Source organism: Prosthecodimorpha hirschii (assembly GCF_001305515.1).
GTDB classification, from domain to species: Bacteria; Pseudomonadota; Alphaproteobacteria; order Rhizobiales; family Ancalomicrobiaceae; genus Prosthecodimorpha; species Prosthecodimorpha hirschii.
Map to the genome: position 1 here is coordinate 2,342,976 of NZ_LJYW01000001.1, position 23,989 is coordinate 2,366,964.

The 23,989-nt window shown below is 69.7% G+C and carries 20 protein-coding genes and 1 tRNA gene; 11 read left to right on the forward strand and 10 right to left on the reverse strand.

Annotation, left to right across the window (positions count from 1 at the left end; translation table 11 throughout):
- Positions 1–70: 70 nt before the first annotated feature.
- The 5 genes from ABB55_RS10270 (at position 71) to ABB55_RS10290 (ending at position 5,448) form a co-directional block, all read left to right on the forward strand.
- Positions 71–1,012: a sugar-binding protein gene (locus ABB55_RS10270; RefSeq protein WP_054358725.1), complete on the forward strand. Its 942-nt coding sequence runs from the start codon at positions 71–73 to the stop codon at positions 1,010–1,012.
- Positions 1,013–1,197: 185 nt separating this feature from the next.
- A complete protein-coding gene (locus ABB55_RS10275) occupies positions 1,198–2,643 on the forward strand; it encodes an aldehyde dehydrogenase family protein (protein ID WP_054358726.1) in 1,446 nt (481 codons plus the stop codon).
- A 124-nt stretch (positions 2,644–2,767) separates the two neighbouring features.
- Positions 2,768–3,070 carry a GNAT family N-acetyltransferase gene (locus tag ABB55_RS10280; RefSeq protein WP_054358727.1) on the forward strand — a complete coding sequence of 101 codons (303 nt, stop codon included), beginning with the start codon at positions 2,768–2,770 and terminating at the stop codon, positions 3,068–3,070.
- Positions 3,071–3,298: 228 nt separating this feature from the next.
- Complete coding sequence (gene pncB / locus ABB55_RS10285; RefSeq protein ID WP_054358728.1) at positions 3,299–4,828, forward strand: nicotinate phosphoribosyltransferase; 1,530 nt, start codon at positions 3,299–3,301, stop codon at positions 4,826–4,828.
- Positions 4,829–5,034: 206 nt separating this feature from the next.
- A complete protein-coding gene (locus ABB55_RS10290; protein WP_054358729.1) occupies positions 5,035–5,448 on the forward strand; it encodes a DUF3830 family protein in 414 nt (137 codons plus the stop codon).
- A gap of 115 nt (positions 5,449–5,563) precedes the next feature.
- Here the strand turns inward: ABB55_RS10290 and ABB55_RS10295 are convergent, their stop codons facing one another.
- Both ABB55_RS10295 and ABB55_RS10300 read right to left on the reverse strand, forming a co-directional pair.
- On the reverse strand, positions 5,564–7,726 hold the full coding sequence (locus ABB55_RS10295; RefSeq protein WP_054358730.1) for a protein kinase family protein: 2,163 nt from the start codon (positions 7,724–7,726) through the stop codon (positions 5,564–5,566).
- 10 nt (positions 7,727–7,736) lie between these two features.
- On the reverse strand, positions 7,737–8,204 hold the full coding sequence (locus ABB55_RS10300) for a type III secretion system chaperone (RefSeq protein ID WP_054358731.1): 468 nt from the start codon (positions 8,202–8,204) through the stop codon (positions 7,737–7,739).
- Positions 8,205–8,482: 278 nt separating this feature from the next.
- Between ABB55_RS10300 and ABB55_RS10305 the strand changes: the two genes are divergently transcribed.
- On the forward strand, positions 8,483–9,427 hold the full coding sequence (locus ABB55_RS10305; RefSeq protein ID WP_054358732.1) for a phosphate acetyltransferase: 945 nt from the start codon (positions 8,483–8,485) through the stop codon (positions 9,425–9,427).
- Between the two features lie 363 nt (positions 9,428–9,790).
- Positions 9,791–9,865, forward strand: a tRNA-Gly gene (locus ABB55_RS10310).
- 119 nt (positions 9,866–9,984) lie between these two features.
- Here the strand turns inward: ABB55_RS10310 and ABB55_RS10315 are convergent.
- Complete coding sequence (locus tag ABB55_RS10315; RefSeq protein ID WP_054361964.1) at positions 9,985–11,364, reverse strand: aminotransferase-like domain-containing protein; 1,380 nt, start codon at positions 11,362–11,364, stop codon at positions 9,985–9,987.
- Between the two features lie 282 nt (positions 11,365–11,646).
- On the opposite strand from ABB55_RS10315, the gene ABB55_RS10320 reads away from it, so the two are divergent.
- Positions 11,647–12,507: a DMT family transporter gene (locus ABB55_RS10320; protein ID WP_054358733.1), complete on the forward strand. Its 861-nt coding sequence runs from the start codon at positions 11,647–11,649 to the stop codon at positions 12,505–12,507.
- Between the two features lie 85 nt (positions 12,508–12,592).
- On the opposite strand, the gene ABB55_RS10325 is transcribed toward ABB55_RS10320, so the two are convergent.
- From ABB55_RS10325 to sucC, 3 genes are all read right to left on the reverse strand, one after another.
- Positions 12,593–13,618, reverse strand: a complete 1,026-nt coding sequence (locus tag ABB55_RS10325) for a 2-dehydropantoate 2-reductase (protein WP_054358734.1) — start codon at positions 13,616–13,618, stop codon at positions 12,593–12,595.
- Positions 13,619–13,782: 164 nt separating this feature from the next.
- Entirely contained in the window at positions 13,783–14,667 is an 885-nt protein-coding gene (gene sucD, locus ABB55_RS10330; protein ID WP_054361965.1) for a succinate--CoA ligase subunit alpha, read from the reverse strand.
- A 2-nt stretch (positions 14,668–14,669) separates the two neighbouring features.
- The gene (gene sucC, locus ABB55_RS10335) at positions 14,670–15,842 is read right to left on the reverse strand and encodes an ADP-forming succinate--CoA ligase subunit beta (RefSeq protein ID WP_054358735.1); all 1,173 of its coding nucleotides are present in this window, start codon (positions 15,840–15,842) and stop codon (positions 14,670–14,672) included.
- Between the two features lie 316 nt (positions 15,843–16,158).
- Here sucC and ABB55_RS10340 point away from each other — a divergent pair, with 316 nt between their 5' ends.
- Both ABB55_RS10340 and ABB55_RS10345 read left to right on the forward strand, forming a co-directional pair.
- Complete coding sequence (locus ABB55_RS10340) at positions 16,159–16,866, forward strand: hypothetical protein (RefSeq protein WP_054358736.1); 708 nt, start codon at positions 16,159–16,161, stop codon at positions 16,864–16,866.
- Between the two features lie 294 nt (positions 16,867–17,160).
- Positions 17,161–17,802 (forward strand): LysE family translocator, encoded by a 642-nt coding sequence (locus ABB55_RS10345; RefSeq protein WP_054358737.1) that lies wholly within the window; start codon positions 17,161–17,163, stop codon positions 17,800–17,802.
- Positions 17,803–17,903: 101 nt separating this feature from the next.
- Here the strand turns inward: ABB55_RS10345 and ABB55_RS10350 are convergent, their stop codons facing one another.
- From ABB55_RS10350 to ABB55_RS10365, 4 genes are all read right to left on the reverse strand, one after another.
- Positions 17,904–18,659: an SDR family oxidoreductase gene (locus ABB55_RS10350; protein ID WP_054358738.1), complete on the reverse strand. Its 756-nt coding sequence runs from the start codon at positions 18,657–18,659 to the stop codon at positions 17,904–17,906.
- A 67-nt stretch (positions 18,660–18,726) separates the two neighbouring features.
- Positions 18,727–20,226, reverse strand: coding sequence for a tripartite tricarboxylate transporter permease (locus ABB55_RS10355; protein WP_054358739.1), 1,500 nt, complete (start codon positions 20,224–20,226; stop codon positions 18,727–18,729).
- A gap of 10 nt (positions 20,227–20,236) precedes the next feature.
- Positions 20,237–20,713: a tripartite tricarboxylate transporter TctB family protein gene (locus ABB55_RS10360; protein ID WP_152981997.1), complete on the reverse strand. Its 477-nt coding sequence runs from the start codon at positions 20,711–20,713 to the stop codon at positions 20,237–20,239.
- Between the two features lie 81 nt (positions 20,714–20,794).
- Positions 20,795–21,760 (reverse strand): Bug family tripartite tricarboxylate transporter substrate binding protein, encoded by a 966-nt coding sequence (locus ABB55_RS10365; protein WP_054358741.1) that lies wholly within the window; start codon positions 21,758–21,760, stop codon positions 20,795–20,797.
- Between the two features lie 438 nt (positions 21,761–22,198).
- On the opposite strand from ABB55_RS10365, the gene ABB55_RS10370 reads away from it, so the two are divergent.
- Positions 22,199–23,869, forward strand: coding sequence for a benzoate-CoA ligase family protein (locus ABB55_RS10370; protein ID WP_244472017.1), 1,671 nt, complete (start codon positions 22,199–22,201; stop codon positions 23,867–23,869).
- The last annotated feature ends 120 nt before the right edge of the window (positions 23,870–23,989 follow it).

The window sequence follows — 23,989 nt, forward strand, 5'->3', positions numbered from 1 at the left end:
GCGCGCCCCGCGCCCGTCCGCAGCCGAGACCGGGTCTCAAGACACGCGGACCCAAACCGGAGGAAGTGCCATGCGGAAATGGATGCTCGCGGCGGCTGTCGCCGTGCTCGCGACGCTCGGTCAACCGGCCGAGGCCCAGCAGAAATACCGTTTCGCCGTCGTGCCGAAGGCGATGAACAACCCGTTCTTCGATCTCGCCCGGGACGGCTGCCTGAAGCGCGCCAAGGAACTCGGCAATATCGAATGCATCTATCGCGGCCCGGTCGAGCACGAGCCGGCCACCCAGGCGCAGCTGATCCAGGACTTCATCACCCAGAAGGTCGACGGCCTCGCCATCTCGGTCGCCGATGTCGCCTCCGCGACCCGCTCGATCAAGGCGGCGGTCGATGCCGGCATCCCGGTGATCACCTTCGACGCGGATGCGCCCGGCTCGGCCCGTTCGGCCTATATCGGCACCAACAACAAGGAATTCGGCCTCGCGCTCGGCAAGCAGCTGCTCGCGCTCAGGCCCGAGGGCGGCAAATACGCCATGGTGTCGGGCGGCCCCGGCGCCAAGAACCTGGCCGAGCGCGTCGACGGCGTGCGCGAGGCGCTGAAGGGCTCCAAGTGGGTCGAGGTGTCCGGCTCGCCGACCTTCTGCAACGACGACGTGGCGCTCGCCGTGCAGCAGATGGCGGACCTGAAGAGCGCGACCCCGGATCTGGCCGCGATCGTCCCGATCGGCGGCTGGCCGATGTTCGCGCCGGAAGGCTTCAAGGCCTTCGTCAACAAGAACAAGAAGGAGATCGACGCCGGCAAGTTCACGCTGGTCGTCGCCGATACGCTCAAGATGCAGCTCGAACTGCTGCGCGACGGCTATTCCAACGCCTTGACCGGGCAGCGGCCGTTCGAGATGGGCGAGAAATCCATGGACGCCCTGCTGGCGCTGAAGAAGAAGGAGAAGATCCCGGAGATCATCTATACCGGGCTCGACACCGTCACCAAGGAAACGGTCGGCCAGTATCTCAAGTGACCGATCTGAAATGACCGGCCGCGCAACCACCTGACCCCTCGCGACGGCGGCGCCGATGGCCCGCCGTCGCTTTCGTCCGGCCGGGTGCCGGACGCATGCGACTTGCGATGGAAGCGTTTCCAGCGGAGGCCGCGATGGGCTATGACGGCGGAAACCCGCACGGGAAACGATCCAGGGAGAACGACATGACGGACGCCGCGCTGAATTTCATCGCCGGGGAATGGGTCGCCGCCGGCGATGCCGCTCCCGACATCAATCCGTCCAACACCAATGACGTGGTCGGGCTCTATCCGCGCGCCAGCGCCGCCGATGCCGAACGCGCGATCGCGGCGGCCCGCGCCGCCTTTCCCGGCTGGAGCCGCTCGACGCCGCAGGAGCGCTACGAGATCCTGAAGCGCATCTCCGACGAGATCCTGGCCCGCAAGGACGAGATCGGCCGCATGCTGTCGCGCGAGGAGGGCAAGACCCTGCCGGAGGGCATCGGCGAGACCGTCCGCGCCGGCCAGATCTTCGCCTTCTTCGCCGGCGAGTGCCTGCGGCTTTCCGGCGAGATCGTGCCCTCGGTGCGGCCCGGTGTCGGTGTCGAGATGACGCGCGAAGCGGTCGGCGTGGTCGGCCTGATCACGCCCTGGAACTTCCCCGTCGCGATTCCGGCCTGGAAGATCGCCCCCGCGCTGGCCTACGGCAATTGCGTGGTGTTCAAGCCGGCCGACCTGGTGCCCGGCACCGCGCATCTGCTCGGCGAGATCATCGCCAAGGCCGGCCTGCCGGCGGGCGTCTTCAACATGGTCATGGGCCGCGGCTCGGTGGTCGGCGAGACCCTGCTGCGCGCGCCCGGCATCGACGCGATCTCCTTCACCGGCTCGGTTTCGACCGGCCGCCGGGTCGCCGCCGCGGCCGTCGAGGCGAGCCCGATGAAGAAGATCCAGCTGGAGATGGGCGGCAAGAACCCGCTGGTCGTGCTCGACGACGCCGATCTCAAGATCGCGGTCGAATGCGCCGTCAACGGCGCCTTCTTCTCGACCGGCCAGCGCTGCACGGCCTCCTCGCGCCTGATCGTGACCGAAGGCATCCACGACCGCTTCGTCGAGGCCGTCGCCGAGCGCCTGAAGGGCCTCGTCGTCGACGACGCGCTCAAGGCCGGCACCCATATCGGCCCGGTCGTCGACCAGAGCCAGCTCGACCAGAACCTGAAATATGTCGCCATCGCCAAGGACGAGGGCGCGCGGCTGGTGATCGGCGGCGATCGCCTCAACCGCGAGACGCCCGGCTTCTACATGGCCCCGGCGCTGTTCGCCGATGTCGACAACCGCATGCGGGTCGCCCGCGAGGAGATCTTCGGGCCGGTCGGCGTGGTCATCCGCGCCAAGGGCTACGACGAGGCCTTGGCGATCGCCAACGACACCGAATTCGGCCTGTCGTCCGGCATCTGCACGACCAGCCTGAAACACGCCCAGCACTTCAAGCGCAATGCCGAGGCCGGCATGGTGATGGTCAACCTGCCGACCGCCGGCGTCGACTATCACGTCCCGTTCGGCGGCCGGAAGGGCTCGTCCTACGGTCCGCGCGAGCAGGGCGCCTATGCCAAGGAGTTCTACACCACGGTCAAGACCAGCTATACGCTGGCTTGAGCCTTCGGGTGGTTTCTGGCGGTTTCTGGCGGTTCGGTGGGCCGGGCGGAACGCAAGCCGCCCGGCCGGCGTTCCAGGATCCCGACCGACGGCCGTCGCCGCAGCGGTCCCAGGAAAACAAGCCATGACGCACCCGAACCCGGCCGGCTCCACCACGAACGGTTTCCGCGACAATGCTGCCGGCAACCGCTTCGAGCTGGAGATCGACGGTCTGGTCGCCTTCGCCGACTACCGGCGCCGCGACGGCCTCCTGATCGTCACCCATGTCGAGGCGCCGGTGCCGTTGCGCGGGACCGGCGCCGCCGACCGCCTGATGCGCGCCGTCGCCGAGACGGCGCGCGCCGAGGGGCTGTCGATCCGTCCGCTCTGCGGCTACGCGGCCGGCTGGCTGCGGACGCATCGCGAATTCCGCGATCTCGCGGTGTGACGGCGGCCCTGACGCCGATCGGCCGGCGCCGCGCGGACTGCACGCTTTTCGCGCCGCCGCCCGGCTATCGGCGCCGGCCGGCCTGCGCTACCGTTACCGAGCGGTCAGGCATGCGATGCGCCCGACTGGTGCAGCGGCCTGCGGCAGAGTAAGCCGACAAAGAAGCAAGGACCGGCCATCAGAGCCGGCCACACCAAGAAAAGCCGCGCCGGGGCGGGGAGTTCGGACATGTGGAATCTGCCGCACGGCCCGCTTCATGCGGACATGTATGCCTATACGATGGCGCTCGCCCATTTCCGCAAGGGCGATCACGACACGCCGACCACCTATCATGCCTTCGTGCGCAAGAATCCCTTCGGCGGCAGCTACACGCTGGTAGCCGGCATCCACGACTTCCTGCGCTGGCTGCGCGATTTCCGCTTCACGGACTATCGCACCGACTATCTCGCCTCGCTGAAGACCATGAAGGGCAATCGGCTTTTCGACGATGCCTTTCTGAAGATGGTCAGGGACACGCCGCTGTCGCTGACCATCGACGCCCTGCCGGAGGGGGAACTGACCTTTCCGAACGTGCCGGTCGCCCGGGTTTCCGGCCCGCAATGGCAGTGCCTGATCGTCGAGGCGACGCTGCTCAACCTGATCAACGCCCAGTCGCTGGTCGCCACCGAGGCTTCGCGCTGCGTCCATGCGGCCGAGGGCACCCCGGTCATCGACGGCAGCCTCCGGCGCAGCATGGATGTCGGCGGCTATGCCTCGGCGCGCGCCGCCTTCATCGGCGGCTTCAGCGGCACCTCCAACGTCGCCGTCGCCCGCGCGCTCGGCCTGCCGGCGCGCGGCACCTTCGCGCATGCCTATGTCACCTTCCACAAGGAGGAGGAGACCGCCTTCCGCAACTATGCGGAGACGATGGACGACGTGGTCATGCTGCTCGACACCTACGACACGCTGACCGCGGCGCGGCTCGCCACCCGCATCTGCAAGGAACTCGGCAAGCCGTTGCTCGGCGTGCGGCTGGATTCCGGCGATCTCGGCTGGCTCAGCCTCGAGGTGCGCCGCATCCTGGACGAGGCCGGGTTCCGCGACACCTACGTAATGGCCTCCAACGACCTCAACCCGCGCACCATCGCCTCGCTGCGCGCCCAGCAGAAGGCCGGCGAGGCGGCGATCGACCGCTGGATGGTCGGCACCGACATCGGCGCCCCGCACGAGGGCGGCGCGCTCGGCGGCGTCTACAAGCTGGCCGAGGTCGCCGGCCGGCCGGTCATCAAGGTTGCCGAGCGCGGCGTCAGCGCCGCCGACACCAAGACGACCATTCCGGGTCCCTATGGCGTGGTGCGCATGCTGCGCGACAAGGACGGGCGCGAGCGGATCGCCGGCGACACGCTCCTGTCGCTCGACACGCTCGGCCGGGTGACCGGCTGGGGCGCCACCGACAAGCTGACCAGCCCCGACAACGGCCGCTTCCAGCTGACCTCGGACCTCGTCTCGGTCAATCTCGCCGATCCGGAGCGGCCGACCAAGTTCCGCGCCGGCCAGCTCTGCTACGTGCCGCACCGGCGCATGATGACCCGCGGCGACATCGTCTACGAGATGCCGTCGCTCGACGAGATCCAGGCCTTCGCCCGCACCGGGCTCGACCGGCTCGATCCGGCCCACCGCCGCCTCGACCAGCCGCATATCTATGTCGCCGGCCTCGACGAGGGCCTCTACGAGATGCGCCGCCGGATGATCCGCGACATCCACCTGTCGCATCAGTGAGCGGTTTCAGGAGACCGCGCGCCGACGCTGCGGCAACGGCATCGCATACGGATGTTTCGGCCCCGGTTTCCGGCGCGCGCGCGACGGTGTAATGCTCGCTCGAGGCCGGTCTCCGGTCCCGATCGGGCGATGCGTCCGATCGGGACCGGACCCGGATCGCCATCCCCGCCTCGCGCCCCATCCTGGTCAAGCTCCCAGAGGAACTCATGCCCGACCTGAAGATCACCGCCGGCCCGTTCACCTTCGATGCCGTCTTCGAGCACGCCAAGGCGCCGAAGACGGTCGCCGCCTTCAAGGCCCGCCTGCCCTTCATCAGCGAAGTGGTGCATGTGCGCTGGTCGGGCGAGGGCGTCTGGATGCCGCTCGGCGACTACCAGTTCGGCGTCGACTACGAGAACCACACCAGCCATCCGGCGCCGGGCCACATCATCCTCTATCCGGGCGGCATTTCGGAAACCGAGATCCTGCTCGCCTATGGCGGCGTCAGCTTCTCGAGCAAGGTCGGCCAGCTCGCCGGCAACCATTTCATCACCATCGTGTCGGACCTCGACAAGGTCTACGAGCTCGGCCGCATGACCCTCTACAAGGGCGCCCAGCCGATCCGCTTCGATCTGGTCTGATCCGACGGCGGCATCGGTCGCCGTCCTTCCGAAACGACAGAGCGGGCCCGGGATGACCGGACCCGCTCTTCTGTTGTCGGAACCTTGGTGTCGGGACGGCGCCGTTCGGGACCGCTCAGCCCGTGCCGTCGGGGACGTCCGGGAGCGGCGGCATCTGCACCGTGGTCGGCGGCTGCGGCAGCGGCCGGGGCGGCGTCTGCGGCGGCATCCGGTTCGGCGGCGGCGGATTGACGACACGGTCGAGATTGGCCTTGGCGAGATCGATCCGGGTCGGATCGCCGCTCTTCAGGGCGACGATCAGATCGCGCGCCTCCTGGCCGCCGATGCCGCGGCCCTGGAAGATCTGGTGATTGGTCACCTGCGTCAGGGTCGGCCGGTTGCCGGGCACCGGCGCGAGCATCTGGTTCAGGAAGCCGTCGACCGTCGGATTGCCGGTCGATTCCCGCAAGGCGGTCGGCGGCAGGCTCCCGTCGGGCAGCTTCGGGGCGATCGCGACATTGTTCGGGTTCTTGCCGAAATCCACGATCGCATCCTGGGCATCGGACATGAATCTGTACTGGCTGCCCCACATGTCGCCGGCGAACAGATCCGCCGCCACCATGCCGAGCGCCCAGACATTGACCGCGCCATTGACCTGGAGGGCGGACTGCTGCCCCTTGACCCGGCTCCCTTCCCGGACCGTGTCGGGCGCCAGGATGTTGCCGCCGATCGACATCGCCTTTCCCGACTTCAACTTGGGGAACATCCCCTGCACGACGGAGGTCGTCCAATCCTCGACCTTCTTCAGCACGCCCATCGGCTTGGCGAGATCGGAGATATCGCTCTTGCCCTTCAGGATCTCGGGCGCCAGCCACAACGGATTGTCCGGCAGGGGGACATCCTGCAGCGTGACCGTGTTGCCGCGCCGGGCGGCGCCGAGATCGATCACCTTGCCGATGCCGTTCTCGCCGATCATGGCGTTCGGGGACTTGAAGTCGAGGTCGATGACGCCGTTGGTGTCCTGGACATGCGCCATGCCTTCGGCGAGGTCCTGGATCAGCGTCAGTCGCAGTACGTCGGCGAGGCTCTTGTCGATCTTGCCCGGGCCGGTGCCGACCGCGCCGGCCAGTTCGCCCGCAAAGTCGAGCATGGTGCCGTGCGGCAGGATCTCCATGGCGAAGCCGAGCTGACCGTCGCTGTTGCGCGTGGCGCCGAGCAGTTCGACCACATTCTCATGGCCGTTGCCCTGCGCGGTCAGATGATTGAGCAGTTCCTCGCCGGACGCCTTGGTCTGTTCGTCGAGCGTCTCCATGCGGGCAAGGTCCGACTTGCCTTTCAGACTGCCCGCCTCCGGGCGCTTGTAGGCGATCTCGTTGCCCTGGCCGCTGACCGGGGCATAGCGAAACACCCGCGCGAAGCCGCCTTCCGCGATATAGCCGACCGGCTTGTATTCCTGACCCCCGATCCGAATGTTGGGCAGGTCGTTCATCTTGCTGCCGGGGCCGCGGATCTGGGTCGACGTGCCGGCGACTTCGCCGTCCGGCAGCATCTGGCCGGCCGCGCGGTTGAAGGCCTTGGCGAGCGCCGTCTCGACCTTGTCGTTGTGGGCAAAGGCCAACCCCGCATCGCCACCGATCAGGGTCTGCATCATGTCGCGGATTTCGTTGCGCAAGCCCTTGCCGTTCGAGGCGGCGAACTCGATGCGTTCGTTCGGAGTATTGTGGCCGGCGAGCCAGGCGGTCGCCAGCGCGTCGCCGAGGGCCTCCGCATAGGGCGTCAGGTCCTTGCCGGACGCCAGCGCCTGCTGGAAATGACCGACGGCCACCTGGATCGTGCTGCCGAAATTGCCCAGATCGCTCAGCTTCGGGCCGCCGTGCACGGTCGCCGCCATCCCGTGTTCGGTGGTCGATCGGTTGATATAGGCCGTCGTCAGCCGCTCCATCTGGGCGCTGCGCATGGAATGCTTGCCGGTGCTTTCGCGCGCCGAGCCGATATTTTCGGCCAGGCCCATCAGCGAGATCCGCGCATCCTTGCCGAGCGCGCTCATGTCCGACTTCACGGCCTCTTCCAGGAGCCGGTCGAAGGTCTGCTTGGCGAGTTCCTTGCGACGTTCCGCCTTGCCCGAAATCGTATCCCCGAGCGTGGTCTTGCCGCCGACATAGAGAATCGTGTTGCCGGTGGTCTTGTCGACCTTGCCGAGGATCTTGTCGCCCTGGGCCGTATGATCCTTCAGGTAGGACTGAAGTTCCGTGAGCGTGGTCTGGCTCGTGACGACCAGGTTTCCACCGACGATCGGCATGGCGCTCTCCTCAGATCCGGATCATGGAGTCGACGGCGGGCGCCTGGGCCGGCGCGGCGATGCTGCCGGCATCGGCGGCGGCGGCCAGGAAGACGCGCCAGTTGCGCGTGTTGTCGGCCATGTTGACGACGACGTTGGTCAGCGTCGCGAGATCGATCCGCGCAGCCTCCAGGTCGAACAGCTGCAGGACGTCGCCGCCCGGCTCGGTCAGCGCCATGCGCATGCCGCCGGTCTGACGCCAGAGGAAGCCGTAGCAGAGCAGCGCCTCCAGGACGGCTTCGCGATTGCCGGCGAGCGTCGGCCCGATCACGGAGGCGAAGACCAGCCGGTCGCGGCTCGCCTGATGCTCGATCTCGACATCGACATCGGCAAAGCGCACCAGCCAGGAATTCGGCGACGTGCGCAGCACACCGGCGATGTCGTCGTCGCGGGTGCCGACCTCTGCAATCAGACTGGTCAGGAATTCGAGATCGGTCATCAGCCTGTTCCCGGTAATGTGCGAGTTGTCGAAACGTGCCCAAAGCGGACCCCGTGTCTGTTATTCTAGGGACGAGCCGCGATCGGGCTGTCGCAAAGATCACAGAGCCTGCGCGAACCGCCTCCACCCCCGGAATTCGCCGGACTTTCCAGACCGTCGGCGGACGTGCACAGATGAACCATGCTGCAGTGCAGCGCGCGAAACCGGCCGCCGGGCGACCGGCATCGCCGCGGGCGCGCGACGAGGCGCTGATCGCCCGCCGACCCGGAAAGGTTTCCATGCAACACGACGCCAATCACCTCCGCTACCGCCAATTGATCGCCGCCGCCCAGGCGGCGCGGCCGCTCCGGGTGGCGGTGGTCCATCCCTGCGACCCGGTCTCGATCGAAGCCGCCGTGGAGGCCGCCGGAATGGGCCTGATCGAGCCGATCCTGGTCGGCCCGCGGGCCAAAATCGTCGCGGCCGCAACCACGGCCGGGATGGATATCGCGCCGTTCCGGCTGGAAGACGCGCCACACAGCCATGCCGCCGCCGACCGTGCCGTGGCGCTGGTGCTGGCGGGCGAGGCCGAAGCCCTGATGAAGGGCAGCCTGCACACCGACGAACTGATGTCCGCCGTGGTCGCCTCGACCGGCGGCCTGCGCACGGCGCGACGGGTCAGCCATTGCTTCGTGATGGACGTGCCCGGCCATGACGAGCCGCTGATCATCACCGATGCGGCGATCAACATCGCGCCCGACCTCGCCGCCAAGGCCGACATCGTCCAAAACGCGATCGACCTCGCCCATGCGCTGCGCTTTCCCGAGGTGCGGGTGGCGATCCTGTCGGCCATGGAGACCGTCAATCCGAAGGTACCCTCGACCATCGAGGCGGCGGCTCTGTGCAAGATGGCCGATCGCGGCCAGATCACCGGCGCGCTGATCGACGGGCCGCTGGCGCTCGACAATGCGGTCGATCTCGGCGCGGCGGCGCTGAAGCACATCGTCTCGCCGGTCGCCGGACGCGCCAATGTGCTGGTCGTGCCCGACCTGGAGGCCGGCAACATGCTGGCCAAGAGCCTGTCCTTCCTGGCCGGGGCCGATGCCGCCGGCATCGTGCTCGGCGCCAGGGTGCCGATCATCTTGACCAGCCGCGCCGATTCGCGCCTGACCCGGCTCGCCTCCTGCGCGGTCGCCTGCCTGATCGCCGAAGCCCGCCGCCAGACCGCCGCCATCCCGGCCTGAGCGCCGCCGGAATTCGCGCCCGCCTTCCGGTCGCGTCCGCCTTCCGTTGCCGATGGCGCCGTCCCGGCGGGGTTCCGTCCGCCGCCCCTCCCCGCCGATCCGATCGCCGCCGGGTCCTTGCCGCCGGCCGCGCCCGTGCCGGGCGATTCGGCGGTCGCTTCGTCGGCGAAACGCTGTGGCCGGTCCGCCGGCTCCCGCACCCGGACGCCCGATCCTCGCAAAACCGCAGCTTTCCGCGCCGCGGAGGCGACCGCCCGGCCCGTCATCCACAGGCGCGTTCGGGATGGAAAAATGGGTGTTGCAATGCCCGGCGCCATGGTGCATAGAACCGCCGTCCGGCGCTGCCGGGCGCCGAAACCGGATGCGGGTGTAGCTCAGGGGTAGAGCACAACCTTGCCAAGGTTGGGGTCGAGGGTTCGAATCCCTTCGCCCGCTCCAGTTTCGCTTCTGCCCATGACGACCTGCAACGCCCCCTCCGGGGCGTTTTGCTTTTGGGCACCCTCCCGCTCTTCGCAATCTCTCCGGGTTCGCACATCGACGGCGGCGAACACCGATTTTCACACCGGCTCGCCCGACCGCGCCGCCGCCCGCATCGCCCTTGCCAGCACGGCGTCCAGGTCCGGGGCGCCGCATTGGGTGACGTTGAAGCGCAGGAAGGCGGCGGCCGAATTCGAGACGCTGAAGACGTTGCCGGGGGCAAGGACATGGCCTTCGGCGAGCGCCAGCCGCGCGATCGCGGCGCTATCGAGGCCGTCGGGCAGACGGCACCAGAGATAGAAGCCGCCGCGCGGCATCAGGGCGGGGACGAGGCCGAGCCGGCCGAGCCGCTGCGCCGTCGCGCGCCGGGCACCCGACAGACGCCGGCGGACCTCGTCGAGATGCTTGCGATAGCCGCCGCCGGCGAGCACCGCCGCGACCAGATCGGTCGCGACCGGGCTCGGCCCGCCGAAGGCGGTCGCCACCTGCAGGTCGACCAGCCCCTCGATCCAGTCCGGCCGCGCCGCCACATAGCCGCAACGCACCGAGGCCGACAGGGTCTTGGAGAAGCTGCCGATGCGCACGACCCGGTCGAGACCGTCGAGCGCGGCATAGCGCGGCGAGGGATCGGGCTCGAAGTCGGCGAAGATGTCGTCCTCGACGATCGTCACTCCGTGGGCCGTCGCCAGGTTCAGCAGCCGGTGCGCGGTCGCCGGGGCGATGGTCGCGCCGGTCGGATTGTGCAGGGCCGAATTGGTGATGTAGAGCCGCGGCCGCGCGGATGCGACGATCGCCTCGAAGGCCGCCGGATCCGGGCCGGCCGGGCCATAGGGCAATCCGACGACGCCGACCCGGTGCGCCTCCAGGAGGGCGCGGAAGTTGAAGTAGCCCGGATCGTCGATCAGCACCGTGTCGCCGGGCCGGAGCAGGAAGCGGCAGACCAGGTCGATCGCCTGGGTGCCGGAGCCGGTCAGCAGGATCTGGTCCGGGCCGATCGCCAGCCCCTCCTCGGCGAAACGGCCGGCAAGCAGGCGGCGCAGGGCCGGCGAGCCGCGCGTGCCGCCATAGTCGGTCAAGAGCGCATCGGCGCCGCGCGCCAGCCCGCGCAACGCCCGTCGGAGGGCGCCGACCGGCATCCAGTCGGCCGGCAGCCAGCCGCAGCCGGGTTTGGAGGCCGAGGCCTCGGTGTCGAGCGACTGGCGGGAGACCCAGAAGGGATCGACCGCCCGGTCGCGCGACGGTTCCGCGGCGGCGACGCGGAACGGTGCCGGCTCGGCCGTGGCGACGTGGAAGCCGGCCCCGCGACGGGCCCGGATCACGCCCTCGGCGACCAGCCGGTCATAGGCCTCGACCACCGTCGACGGCGAGACCGCCATGCTGGCCGCCAGGGCGCGGATCGACGGCAGACGGTCGCCCGGACCGAGCCCGCGCGCCGCAATGCGGGTCCGGATCGCCGTCATCACCGTCGCCACGCGCGTCGTCACACCCCGATCCCCCGCAACTGTACGGCGCCCACCAGCCATACAGTTTGGCTGAATTGTACTGGACTGTGCCTGTTCGCACCAGCCGGCCGGCGGTAGTCCGATCAACGGCCGGCCGGGTCGGCCTGACGCCACCCGGCCGGCAGCGGACGGGCCGCACGGCTCGGCGCTCGCAGTGGAGCCGGGGCTTCGGGCACCGGAGCGGCAGCGGCCGCCAAAGCGGCAGCGGCCGCCTAGGCGGCATCGGATCGGGAGACAGGCATGAAGGCGTCGACGGCCGGGTGGACCAACGGGCTCCTGGGGGTGCTGATCTTTTCCGGCTCGCTGCCGGCGACGCGGATTGCGGTCGCGGGCTTCTCGCCGCTGTTCCTGACCGCCGCGCGGGCCGCGATCGCGGCGACCCTGGGCGCGATCCTGCTCACGGCCCTGCGCCAGAGCCTGCCGGCGCGACGCGATCTCGCCTCGCTCGCCATCGTCGCCTTCGGGGTGGTGCTCGGCTTCCCGCTCCTGACCGCGCTCGCGCTGACCCAGGTCACGGCGGCGCATTCGATCGTGTTCATCGCGCTCCTGCCGCTGGCGACCGCCGTGTTCGGCGTGCTGCGCGGCGGCGAGCGCCCGGCGCCGGCCTTCTGGCTGTTCTCGATCCTCGGCAGCGCCGTGGTGGCCGGCTTCGCGCTCGCCAACGACGCCGCGGCGAGCCTCGGCGGCGATCTCGCCATGCTGGGCGCGATCGTGGTCTGCGGGCTCGGCTATGCGGAGGGGGCGGCCCTGTCGCGACGGCTCGGCGGCTGGCAGGTGATCTCCTGGGCGCTGCTGCTGGCGGCCCCGGTCATGCTGGTGCTGGCCGCCGTCACCTGGCCGGCCGACTGGTCGCGCGTCGCGCTGCCGGCCTGGCTCGGCCTCGGCTATGTCTCGGTCTTCTCGATGCTGGTCGGATTCGTGTTCTGGTATCGCGGCCTTGCGCTCGGCGGCATCGCCGGCGTCGGCCAGTTGCAGCTGCTGCAGCCCTTCTTCGGCCTGGTGCTGGCCGGATGGCTGCTCGGCGAGCCGATCGCGGCCAGCATGATCGCCGCCACCGGTGCCGTCGTCCTCTGCGTCACGCTCGCCCGACGCTACGCCTGAGCGGCGTACCGGGACGTTGGGACTTGATGCGGTAGGTCGGCGGGGCGGTCCGGCTTCCGGCGCCGCCCGCCGACACCGCCGCGGCTCACGGGGCGATCGAGCGCCCCTCCTCGTCGGCCGCCTTCTCCGGGAACGTCGGGTAGACGCCCTTGACGCGGCCCATCTGCTGGACGAGGGCCAGCACGCTGTCGATGAAGGGCGTCTCCAGGTCGACCAGCCGGCCCATTTCCTGGACGGCGGTCAGAAGCGCGTCGATCTCCAGCGGACGCCCCTTGTCGAGGTCCTGCAGCATCGAGGTGCGGTGCGCGCCGACCTTGGCGGCGCCGTTGATGCGGCGGTCGACATCGACGCGGAAATGCACGCCGAGGCGGGCGCCGATGCGCTGGGCCTCCAGCATCATGTTGCGCGCCAGCGTGCGCGTGCCCGGGTCGGTCGCCACGACATCGAGGGTGGCGTGGGTCAGCGCCGAGATCGGGTTGAAGCAGAGATTGCCCCACAGCTTCAGCCAGATGTCGTTGCGGATGTCGGGATAGATCTTGGCCTTCAGCCCGCCGGCATTGATCGCGTCGGCGAGCTTCTGGACGCGCGGGGTGATCTGCTTGTTGGGCTCGCCGAGGCCGAACTGGTCGCCGTAGATATGCTTGATGACGCCCGGCTCGACGATCTCGGTCGCCGGATAGACGGTGCAGCCGATCACGCGCTCAGGCCCGATCGCATCCCACTGCCGGTTGTCGGGATCGACGCTGAGCAGGCGGAGATCGGAATACTGCCCCTCGATGCCGTGGAAGTACCACCACGGCACGCCGTTCTGGGCGGTCACGACGGCGGTGTCGGGGCCGAGCAGTGGCTTCATCGCCTCGGCCGATTCCCAGGCCTGATGCGCCTTCAGGGCGATGATCACATAGTCCTGGTGGCCGAGTTCGGCCGGATCCTTGGCGGCCGGCATGCGCTCGGTGATCTCCTCGCCGGCCATGCGCAGCGTCAGGCCGTTGGCCTTGATCGCCTCCAGATGGGCGCCGCGCGCGACGAGCGAAACGTCGACGCCGCCGCGCTTCATCATCACGGCCATGTAGCCGCCGATCGCGCCGGCGCCGTAGATGCAAACCTTCATCGCTTCCCCCGATTGTCCGTCGCGCGCGGCAGGCTGCCGGCGACCCTGTTGGTATCCCAGATGTGGCCCATGCGGACCGGCCCGCAAACGCGACCCGCTGCCGCGCCTGCACGCGCCCCTGTCGGCCCGTGCGGCGTCACCGAGCCGCCGTCATCGCGCCGCCGTCATCGCGCTGCGGCGCCGAGCACCTGGCGCACCGTCTCGCCGACCCGGTGGGCGCCGGAGACGACCGTGACGCCGGCCGCCCTGAGCGCCGCCGTCTTGGCGACCACGTCGCCGCGGCCGTGCAGCGTGATCGTGCCGGCATGGCCCATGCGCCGCTCCGGCGGGGCATGGCGGCCGGCCAGATAGGCGATGACCGGCTTCTTCAGCCCGGTCGACTGCAGGAATTCGGCCGCCTCCTGCTCTTCGGTGCCGCCGAGTTCGCCGATCAGCACCACGGCCTCGGTGTCCGGGTCGGCGAAGAACAGGTCCAGGCATTCGGCCATGCCGATGCCGTGGATCGGATCGCCGCCGACGCCGACCGTGGTCGACTGGCCGAGCCCGGCGCGGGTGATCTGGTCGACGACCTCGGTCGTCAGCGAGGCCGAGCGCGACACGATGCCGACCGAGCCGGGCCGCTCCGCGCCGGTGCCCATGACGCCGATCTTGGCGAGGCCGGGCGCCAGGATGCCCTGCGAATTCGGCCCGACCAGCCGCGTGCGGCTGCCCTTCAGCGCCGCGCGCACGCGCACCATGTCCATCACCGGCACCCGTTCGGTGACCGCCACGACCAGCCCGATCCCGGCCTCGATCGCCTCGATCATGGCGGCGGCGGCGTGGGCGGGCGGCACGAAGATCATGCTGGCATTGGCGCCGGTCGCCGCGACCGCCGGGGCGACCCGATCGAATACGGGCACATTCAGGTGATGGCGCCCGCCCTTGCCGGGCGTGACGCCGGCGACCACGCAGGTGCCGTAGTCCATCATCAGCGCCGTGTGATGCGTGCCGGCCCAGCCGGTCATGCCCTGACAGAGGACGCGGGTGTCGGCATCGACCAAGATGGCCATGATCACCTCCCATGCCGGGCAATGGCGACCGCGCGGGTCGCGGCGGTCCACATGTCGGGGCATTCGACGATCGGCAGGCCGAAATTGACGAAGCGCGAGCGCGCGAAATCGGCATTGTTGCCGGCCAGCCGGGCGACGATCGGGATCGTGCGGCCGGAGCGGCGCGCCGCCATGCCGAGCCCTTCGACCACCGTGTCGCAGGGCTGCATGCCGCCGCCATGGATGTTGACCAGGATCGCCTTGACGGCCGGATTGTCGAACAAGAGGCCGAAGCCGTAGGCGATGTGCTGGCTCTTGGCCGTGGTGCGGATGTCCATGAAATTGGCCGGCCGTCCCTGCGCCTCGCGCAGGAGATCGAGCGTGGCGAGGCCGAGGCCGGCGCCGTTGACGACGAGCCCGATGTCGCCGTCGAGGCGGACATAGTTCAGCTGATGGTGCTGGGCCTGGACCTCGATCGGGTCGGCCTCCTCGTCGTCGCGCAAGGCGGCGAGTTCCGGCTGGCGGAACAGGGCATTGTCGTCGATCACCATCTTGGCGTCGAAAGCGACCAGCCGGCCGTCCTCGGTCAGGGCCAGCGGGTTGATCTCGATCAGGCTGGCGTCGAGTTCGACGAAGGCCCGGCGCAGGCCGTCGACGATGCCGGCGAGCGCCGCGCCCTCCGCGCCGGTCAGGCCGAGCCGTGCGGCGAAGGCGAGCGCCTCGTCGTGGCGTGGCGTCGCGCCGGTGCCGAGCGGCAGCCGCTCGAGCTTCAATTCGCCCTTCAGCGCGCGCTCTTCCAAGTCCTCGCCACCCTCCGGGCTGCCGAGCACGACCAGTTCGCCCAGGGTGCGGTCGACCAGGACGGCCAGGTTGAGGTCGCGCGCCGAGGCGAGCCCGGTCTCGACGAAGACGCGGCGGACGATGCGGCCTTCCGGCCCGGTCTGCGCCGTGACCAGCTTGCGCCCGAGCATCTCCGCGGCAGCCTCGCGGGCGGCATGGGGCGAGGTCACCAGCCGGACCCCGCCGGCCTTGCCGCGGCCGCCGGCATGGACCTGGGCCTTGACGGCGATCATCGGCGAACCGAGGCGCCGGGCCACGGCCTCCGCCTCTTCGGGCGTGATCGCGACCGCACCGCCCGGCGACATCAGGCCGTAGCGGGCGAGGATGTCCTTCGCCTGGAATTCATGGAGATTCATGGCGTCGCCTCCCGAACCTGCAGACCTCCCCCGCGCATCTGACGGCGCGGATATCGTGCCGGGGTCCTTCAGGGTCCGGCAGCCCGCGACCGGGCTACCTTGGCATACAAGATACCAATTCGGCAGCCCTTGGCAAGGCGACGTGCTGACGCGGGGCCGCCCGCCCCCAAGACCCGCCCCTCCGGCGACAGGGTCCGGCGGCGGCATGACCGGCGGCGGTATGACCGGCAGCGGTATGAATTGTCGTCGATGCCCGTCACTATGTCACCTGGATCGGCCGCCCGTCGGCGTCCGGACCGCAAGCTGGAGGAATGCGATGCGCGATCGAAGAGCGATCCGGGACGGGCTGGCGGCCTGTGCGGTCGGATTCGCGGCGATTTTGGTCGGAGCGGCGCCGGTCGGGGCCGCCGAGCGCGACGGCCTCTATGTCATGACGCGGGTCTGGGGATCGTCCGTGGAACTGGCGGTCTGGTACTTCGCCGGCGATCGATTCGTCCGGGAGCCGAAGGCGGCGCTCCGCGATTTCGACTTCGCCGGCGCCGATCCGAAGACCTCCGGCACCGTGGTTGTGGAAGGCAGCCGCTGGACCCTGCGCTTCGGCGACGGCCGCGTTCAAGCCGCCGACTACCGTGCCGCCCAGCCGGCCGGCCAGTGCTTCAACTGGAATGCCGGGCTGTTCTGCCGGGTCAAGACCTTCCAGCCCGGCCAGGTGCTCGCCGGCAGCTTCACGGGCGGGCTCGGCAATACCAATGTCGGCAGCACGCGCACCTATCGCTTCGCCCCGGACGGCACCTACCAGATCGACACCAGTTCCTCGCTGTCGTCCTCCGGGGTGCTCAACGGTGCGGTTGCGGGCATCAGCCGCGGACAGGGGGGCCGCTACAGCGTCGGCGAGACCACCATCACGCTGACCGGCAGCGACGGGACCGTCACGGTGATGACCGCCTTTCCCTATGAGACCACCGCCGACCCGACCCGTCCGGACCGGCTCTATATCGGCGGCTTCATGTTGAGGCGCATCTGAGCGGAGGGATCGACCGCACGTCCGGCCGGGCGCGGCACCGTCGGTCAGGACCGCCGGATCGCCGGGTTCCGCCGCGATCGGTCCGGCGCTCCCGCCCGCCGGAGCCGCAAGGCTGATCCCGCGCCCGCAGCGGAGGACTCGGTCGGGCGGTTCGGATAGGAAGGCGCCATGCGCCGGGCGCGCCGCATCGGGGGACTGCCGATCCGACCGGTATGATGCAGCTGCATCCCGGTCCGCTCGGTGCCCGTGCCGTCCCGGCGCCCGCCTCGTCCCGTGCCCCTCCCGGAGGCCAGAATGGATCCCCTTTCCGCCATCCTCGCCTTCTCGCTGGCTGCGGGGTTGCTCACCCTGACGCCCGGTCTCGACACCGCGCTGGTGCTGCGCACCGCGACCGTCGAGGGTGCGCGGCCCGCCATGGCGGCCGGGATCGGGATCAGCGCCGGCTGTCTGGCCTGGGGGTTGGTCGCCGCGGTTGGGCTGGGGGCCGTGCTGGCCGTGTCGGACCTGGCCTACCGGGTGCTGCAGGCTGCGGGCGCGGCCTATCTGGTCTGGCTCGGCGCCGGCATGCTGTGGGCGGCGATCCGCCCGGGCGATGCGGCCGGCAGGCTGGCGGCGCCGGGGGCCGGTGCGGCCGGCCGCGGCGGCTGGGTCGCGCGCGGGCTGATGACCAACCTGCTCAACCCCAAGGTCGGCGTGTTCTATGTCAGCTTCCTGCCGCAGTTCATCCCGGACGGCGTCCCGGTCGTCGCGTTCAGCATCGGGCTCGCCGCCATCCACGCCGTCATGGGCATCGCCTGGTTCGCGGCCCTGACCGCGGCGACCCGACCGATCGCCGCGCTGCTGCGCCGGCCGGCCGTGCTGCGCGGCATCGACGGCGTCACCGGCGCGGTGCTGATCGGCTTCGGCCTCCGGCTCGCGCTCGACCGGCGGGGCTGAGGGCTCCGGCTGCGGTTGCGCCCAGGCGGCCTCGGGTCCGTTGCCGGGTGCCGGCAGGCGAGGGACCAGGGCGAGGCGGGGCGTCAGAGAGACGCGGGGCGTCAGAGAGACGCGGTGATGCCGCCGTCGACATAGAGAACATGGCCGTTGACGAAGGTTGAGGCGTCGGAGGCCAGGAAGATGCAGGCGCCGACCAGTTCCTCGACCTTGCCCCAGCGGCCGGCCGGGGTGCGCTTCTCGAGCCAGGCCGAGAAGGCCGGATCGGCCACCAGCGCGGCGTTGAGCGGGGTGTCGAAATAGCCCGGCGCGATGGCGTTGACCTGCAGCCCGTGGCGCGCCCAGTCGGTTGCCATGCCCTTGGTCAGGTTGCCGACCGCGCCCTTGGTCGCCGTATAGGGGGCGATCGAGGGCCGGGCGAGGGCGGTCTGCACCGAGGCGATGTTGATGATCTTGCCGGCGCGGCGGGCTATCATGTGCCGGGCACAGGCTTGGCCGACATTGAACACCGACGCGATATTGGTCTGCAGCAGGCGCTGGAAGGCCTCCTCGGGGAAATCCTCCAGCGGCGCGCGATGCTGCATGCCGGCATTGTTGACCAGGATGTCGATCGGCCCGGTCTCGGCCTCGAAGCGGTCGACGGCGGCGCGGGCCGCGGCGTGGTCGGTCGCATCGAAGGCGAGGATGCGGGCGCCCGGGATGGTGTCGGCGGCCGCCGCCAGCTTGACCGCATCGCGGCCGTTGAGGACCACCTCGGCATGGGCGGCGGCGAGCCCCTTGGCCAGCGCGAGGCCGATGCCCTGCGACGAGCCGGTGACCAGCGCGCGCTTGCCCTTGAGATCGAACAGTTCCAATGCCACCCGGCCGGTCCTCGTATCGTTGCGCGACGGGCGGGCCTTCACCGCCGAGACGGGGCCCGCCGGCCGGTCAGTCCTCGCTCGCCTTGAAGCGGTTCAGATTGCGCATCACGAAGGGCGCGATCAGGCACAAGGCCGCGATGCCGAGGAGCGTGGCGGAGCCCGGATTTTCCAGGAACACCATCGGGTCGCCGAGCGAGAGCTGCAGCGAGCGGCGCAGTTGCGCTTCCGCCATCGGGCCGAGGATCAGGCCGACCACCATCGGGGCGATCGGATAGTCCCAGCGCCGCATCAGGAGGCCGATGAAGCCGAACACGAACAGCATGCCGATCTCGACCACCGACGGCTTGGCGGCAACCGTCCCCATGGCGGCGAAAACCAGGATGCCGGCATAGAGCCAGGGCTGCGGGATGGCGAGCAGGCGGACCCAGAGCCCGATCAGCGGCAGGTTCAGCACCAAGAGCATCGCGTTGGCGATGAACAGGGAGGCGACCAGGCCCCAGACCAGACCGGGATTTTCGGCGAACAGCAGCGGGCCGGGATTGAGGCCGTATTGCTGGAAGCCGGCCAGCATGATCGCGGCGGTCGCCGAGGTCGGCAGGCCGAGGGTCAGGAGCGGCACCAGCGTGCCGGCCGCCGAGGCGTTGTTGGCCGCTTCCGGGCCGGCGACGCCCTCGATGGCGCCCTGGCCGAATTCTTCCGGGTGCTTGGAGAGCTTGCGCTCGGTCACATAGGACAGGAAGGTCGGGATCTCGGCGCCGCCGGCCGGCAGCGCGCCGATCGGGAAGCCGTAGAGCGTGCCGCGCAGCCAGGGTCCCCAGGACCGCTTCCAATCCTCCTTGGTCATCCAGAGCGAACCGCGGATCGGCACGACCTCCTCCGGGTCGTGCTTGAAGCGCGACGCCACGAACAGCGCCTCGCCGACCGCGAACAGGCCGACCGCGAGCGTGGTCACCTCGACGCCGTCGAGCAGTTCGGGCACGCCGAAGGTCAGGCGCGACTGGCCGGTCAGCTTGTCGATGCCGATCAGGCCGAGCGCGAGGCCCATGGTCAGGCTGGTCAGGCCGCGCAGCGGGCTATCGCCGAAGGTCGCCGAGACCGTGACGAAGGCGAGCACCATCAGCCCGAAATAGTCCCAGGGTCCGAAGTTGACGGCGATCTGCACCAGCCAGGGCGCCAGGAAGGCGAGCCCGGCGGTGGCGATCGTGCCGGCCACGAAGGAGCCGATCGCCGCGGTCGCCAGCGCGGGGCCGCCGCGGCCGGCCTTGGCCATCTTGTTGCCCTCGATGGCGGTCGCCACCGAGGCGCTTTCGCCGGGCGCGTTGATCAGGATGGCGGTCGTCGAGCCGCCATACATGCCGCCATAATAGATGCCGGCGAACATGATCAGCGATCCGGTCGGGTCGAGCTTGAAGGTGACCGGCAGCAGGAGCGCGACGGTCAGGGCCGGACCGATGCCGGGCAGCACGCCGACGGCGGTGCCGAGCAGCACGCCGATGGCGGCGAACATCAGCTTGGTCGGCTCCAGCGCGACCGCGAAGCCGTGGGCGAGAGAGGCGAGCGCGTCCATGGGCGATCCTTCAGAACAGGCGCTCGATCGGCCCGGCCGGCAGGGAGAGGGTGAGGATCTTCGCAAACAGCAGATGGATGGCGACGCCGAGGGCGAGGCCGATCGCCAGGTCGGCGAAGAGCGCGCGCCGCCCGAAGGCCCGCGCCGTCAGGGCAAAGAGCAGGGTGGTCGCCAGGATGAAGCCGCCGCCGAAGGCGATGCAGCCGAGCAGGCTGGCGAGCCCGAGGGCGATCCAGCCGACCGCGATCGGATCGCCCTCGTCGGGCACCGGCAGGCCGCCCAGAAAGGCCGTGATCAGGTGGCCGATGCCGAGCACGGCCAGCATGACCGAAACGACGTGCGGCATGGCCGCGGGGCCCATCCCGTAGGTGGCGGTGATCGTCTGCTGGCCGGCATCGCGCTCGATGATTGCGGCAATGGCGATCAGACCGATTCCGACGGTCAGCGCACGCCAATCCGGGCGTCCGCGCAGGGCTTGCGGTTTCATGGAGCCATCCTGCAGGCAAGGGAGAGCCGGAGGGCGTTGCAGCCCTCCGGACGGATTGCGGTCAGGCCGCGACGATCACGGTCAGGACTTGACCAGGCCGACCGAGCGCAGGATGTCGCCCACGCGCGACTGCTCGCTCTTCAGGTAGGCGTCGAAGGTGTCGCCGGCCATGAAGTAGTCGTCCCAGCCGCGCGCCTTCAGCACCTCGGCCCATTCCTTGGACTTGGTCATCTTCTCGATCATGTCGGTGACCGACTTGCGCTGCTCGGCCGTGAGGCCGGGAGGCGCCATGACGGCCCGCCAGTTGACCATTTCGACGTCGATGCCGGATTCCTTCAAGGTCGGCACGTCGACGCCTTCGATGCGCTTGGGCGACGACACCGCCAGGGCGCGCAGCTTGCCGGTCTTGATCTGGCTCTCGAACTCGCCGTAGCCGGAGATGCCGGCCGTCACGCGGCCGCCGAGCATCGCGGCCAGCGCCTCGCCGCCGCCCGAGAAGGCGACATAGTTGACCTTGGCGGCCTCGGCGCCCGCGGCCTTGGTGAACAGGGCGGCCAGGATATGGTCGGTGCCGCCGGCCGAGCCGCCGGCCCAGACGGCCTTGGCGACATCCGCCTTCACGGCCGCGGAGAGATCCTGGATGGTCTTGTGCGGCGAGGAGGCCGGCACGACGATGACCAGGGCCTCGCCGGTCAACCGCGCGATCGGGGTGACCTGATCGAGCGTGACGGGCGACTTGTTGGTCAGGATCGCGCCGACCATGACGAAGCCGTTGACGATCAGCTGATTGGGATCGCCCTTGGCGCCGGTGATGAACTGCGCGAGGCCGACCGTACCGCCGGCGCCGGTGACGTTGGTCACCTGGACGCTCTTGGCCAGTCCGGTTTGCATCAGGGTCTGCTGGATCGAGCGGGCGGTCGAGTCCCAGCCGCCGCCGGGCGCGGCCGGCGCCATGATCTTGATGTCCTGCTGGGCCAGTGCCGGGCCGGCCATCAGCGCGAGCCCCGCAAAGGCAAGGCCTGCAAACACACGTCCGAATAGCTTCATGGTTTCCTCCCTGAACCTTGCGGTGGGTGCCGGCGATTTCGCGTCTTTGGCACCGCTTCCGGCGGACCATATCCCCCCGGACATGTCAGGATCCAGACTGGAAATGCCGTCGGACCGGCAGAGAGTCCGAATTTTCCCCGATCCCGCAGGACTTTCTGCGGTCCGCTGCGCCGGCCACGCCGGAGCGCCGATCCCGGACCGGGGCGCAAGCACACGGGACGGCCGGCGACTGCCTGCGTTTCGACCCCGCATCGGAATCAGGCAATCGGCCTTCGGGCGCCCGACGGCCGGGGAGAATTTTACCCAACAGACGATGAAGGTGAGAAAACCATGCCTAAAATCGTCGTCCGGAGACGCCACACCGGCATGATTTGCCTCATCCAAATAGTTTAATCTTCAACTATTCCGCGGTCGAGCGGGACGGTCATGGAGGACGGCATGGCGGTTCAGGGTGCTGCACTCAAGCCTTCGGCTCACACCGACACCTTCGCGCGGGACAATCTTCCCGACCCCGCCCTTTGGCCCCGGCTGCTGTTCGACCTGCCCGAACTCGCCTATCCGGACCGGCTCAATGCCGCCGTCGAATTCGTCGACCGGCATGTCGCGGAAGGCCGCGGCGAGCGGGCCGCGATCCACCATGCGGGCGGCGTCTGGAGCTTCGCCGAACTCGCGCGCCGGATCGACCGGATCGCCCATGTGCTGGTCGACGAGATGGGCCTCGTGCCCGGCAATCGCGTTCTGCTGCGCGCCGCCAACACGCCCATGATGGTCGCCGTCTATCTGGCGGTGATCAAGGCCGGCGGCATCGTCGTCGCCACCATGCCGCTGCTGCGCGCCAAGGAACTCGGCGTCATCGTCGACAAGGCACGGATCAGCCTGGCCCTGGTCGATGCGCGGCTGGCCGACGACATCCTCAAGGTCCGCGACGGCTCCGACTGCCTCCGCGCCGTCCTGAAATTCGGCACCGACGCGCCCGACGGCCTCGAGGCCCTGATGGCCGGCAAGCCCGACCGCTTCGAGCCGGTCGACACCGCTGTCGACGATGTCTGCCTGATCGCCTTCACGTCGGGCACGACCGGCGTGCCCAAGGGGACCATGCATTTCCATCGCGACCTGCTCGCGATCTGCGACACCTACGCGAAGCATCTGCTGCGCGCCACGCCCGACGACCGCTTCGTCGGCTCGCCGCCGCTCGCCTTCACCTTCGGGCTCGGCGGCCTGGTCCTGTTCCCGTTCCGCATCGGCGCCTCGACCTGCCTGCCCGACAAGACGGCGCCGCTCGACCTGCTCGACGCGATCGAACGCTATCGGCCGACCGTGATCTTCACGGCGCCGACCGCCTACCGGGCCATGCTGAACGCCCTGCCCGGCCGCGACATCGGCTCGCTGCGCCTGTGCATCTCGGCCGGCGAGGCGCTGCCCAAGGCGACCTTCGACGCCTGGCAGGCGGCGACCGGGATCGTCCTGACCGAGGGCATCGGCGCGACCGAGATGCTGCACATCTTCATCGGCTCGACGCCCGAGGACGTGACGCCGGGCGCGACGGGCCGACCGGTGCCGGGCTACCGTGCCAAGGTGATCGGTCCCGACGGCGCCGAGGTGCCGGACGGCACGCCCGGCCGGCTGGCGGTGATCGGCCCGACCGGCTGCCGCTATCTCGCCGACGAGCGGCAGACGGTCTATGTCCAGGACGGCTGGAACGTCACCGGCGACACCTATGTCCGCGATGCCGAGGGCCGCTTCTGGTACCAGGCCCGCTCCGACGACATGATCGTCTCGGCCGGCTACAACATCGCCGGGCCGGAGGTGGAAGGCGTGCTGCTGACCCATCCGGCGGTCGCCGAATGCGGCGTGGTCGGCGCCCCGGACGACGAGCGCGGCATGATCGTCAAGGCCTATATCGTGCCGAAGCCGGGCTTCGCGCCGTCACCGGCGCTGGTTGCCGAGCTGCAGGCCTTCGTCAAGGCCGAGATCTCGCCCTACAAGTATCCGCGCGCGATCGAATTCGTCGAACGCCTGCCGCGCACCGAAACCGGCAAGCTGCAGCGCTTCGCGCTGCGCGAGATCGCCTCCCGCCCGGCCGGAGACGGCGCCTCGGCCGCTGCCTGAGCGGCGCGGCGAACGCACGTCCGAAGTCTGCGCCGGCGCGCCCGCGGGGGTGCGGCCGGCGCCGTCAGGGAAGCGCCTCCGAAAGGTCGGATTTTCCGGGCATTTTTCCTCGCTTGATGG

Excerpts from the sequence above, each read along its gene's own strand:
- ABB55_RS10270 (WP_054358725.1), top strand. The coding sequence starts at position 71 with ATGCGGAAATGGATGCTCGCGGCGGCTGTCGCCGTGCTCGCGACGCTC.
- ABB55_RS10275 (WP_054358726.1), top strand. The coding sequence starts at position 1,198 with ATGACGGACGCCGCGCTGAATTTCATCGCCGGGGAATGGGTCGCCGCC.
- ABB55_RS10280 (WP_054358727.1), top strand. The coding sequence starts at position 2,768 with ATGACGCACCCGAACCCGGCCGGCTCCACCACGAACGGTTTCCGCGAC.
- pncB (WP_054358728.1), top strand. The coding sequence starts at position 3,299 with ATGTGGAATCTGCCGCACGGCCCGCTTCATGCGGACATGTATGCCTAT.
- ABB55_RS10290 (WP_054358729.1), top strand. The coding sequence starts at position 5,035 with ATGCCCGACCTGAAGATCACCGCCGGCCCGTTCACCTTCGATGCCGTC.
- ABB55_RS10295 (WP_054358730.1), bottom strand. The coding sequence starts at position 7,726 with ATGCCGATCGTCGGTGGAAACCTGGTCGTCACGAGCCAGACCACGCTC.
- ABB55_RS10300 (WP_054358731.1), bottom strand. The coding sequence starts at position 8,204 with ATGACCGATCTCGAATTCCTGACCAGTCTGATTGCAGAGGTCGGCACC.
- ABB55_RS10305 (WP_054358732.1), top strand. The coding sequence starts at position 8,483 with ATGCAACACGACGCCAATCACCTCCGCTACCGCCAATTGATCGCCGCC.
- ABB55_RS10315 (WP_054361964.1), bottom strand. The coding sequence starts at position 11,364 with ATGACGGCGATCCGGACCCGCATTGCGGCGCGCGGGCTCGGTCCGGGC.
- ABB55_RS10320 (WP_054358733.1), top strand. The coding sequence starts at position 11,647 with ATGAAGGCGTCGACGGCCGGGTGGACCAACGGGCTCCTGGGGGTGCTG.
- ABB55_RS10325 (WP_054358734.1), bottom strand. The coding sequence starts at position 13,618 with ATGAAGGTTTGCATCTACGGCGCCGGCGCGATCGGCGGCTACATGGCC.
- sucD (WP_054361965.1), bottom strand. The coding sequence starts at position 14,667 with ATGGCCATCTTGGTCGATGCCGACACCCGCGTCCTCTGTCAGGGCATG.
- sucC (WP_054358735.1), bottom strand. The coding sequence starts at position 15,842 with ATGAATCTCCATGAATTCCAGGCGAAGGACATCCTCGCCCGCTACGGC.
- ABB55_RS10340 (WP_054358736.1), top strand. The coding sequence starts at position 16,159 with ATGCGCGATCGAAGAGCGATCCGGGACGGGCTGGCGGCCTGTGCGGTC.
- ABB55_RS10345 (WP_054358737.1), top strand. The coding sequence starts at position 17,161 with ATGGATCCCCTTTCCGCCATCCTCGCCTTCTCGCTGGCTGCGGGGTTG.
- ABB55_RS10355 (WP_054358739.1), bottom strand. The coding sequence starts at position 20,226 with ATGGACGCGCTCGCCTCTCTCGCCCACGGCTTCGCGGTCGCGCTGGAG.
- ABB55_RS10360 (WP_152981997.1), bottom strand. The coding sequence starts at position 20,713 with ATGAAACCGCAAGCCCTGCGCGGACGCCCGGATTGGCGTGCGCTGACC.
- ABB55_RS10365 (WP_054358741.1), bottom strand. The coding sequence starts at position 21,760 with ATGAAGCTATTCGGACGTGTGTTTGCAGGCCTTGCCTTTGCGGGGCTC.
- ABB55_RS10370 (WP_244472017.1), top strand. The coding sequence starts at position 22,199 with ATGGCGGTTCAGGGTGCTGCACTCAAGCCTTCGGCTCACACCGACACC.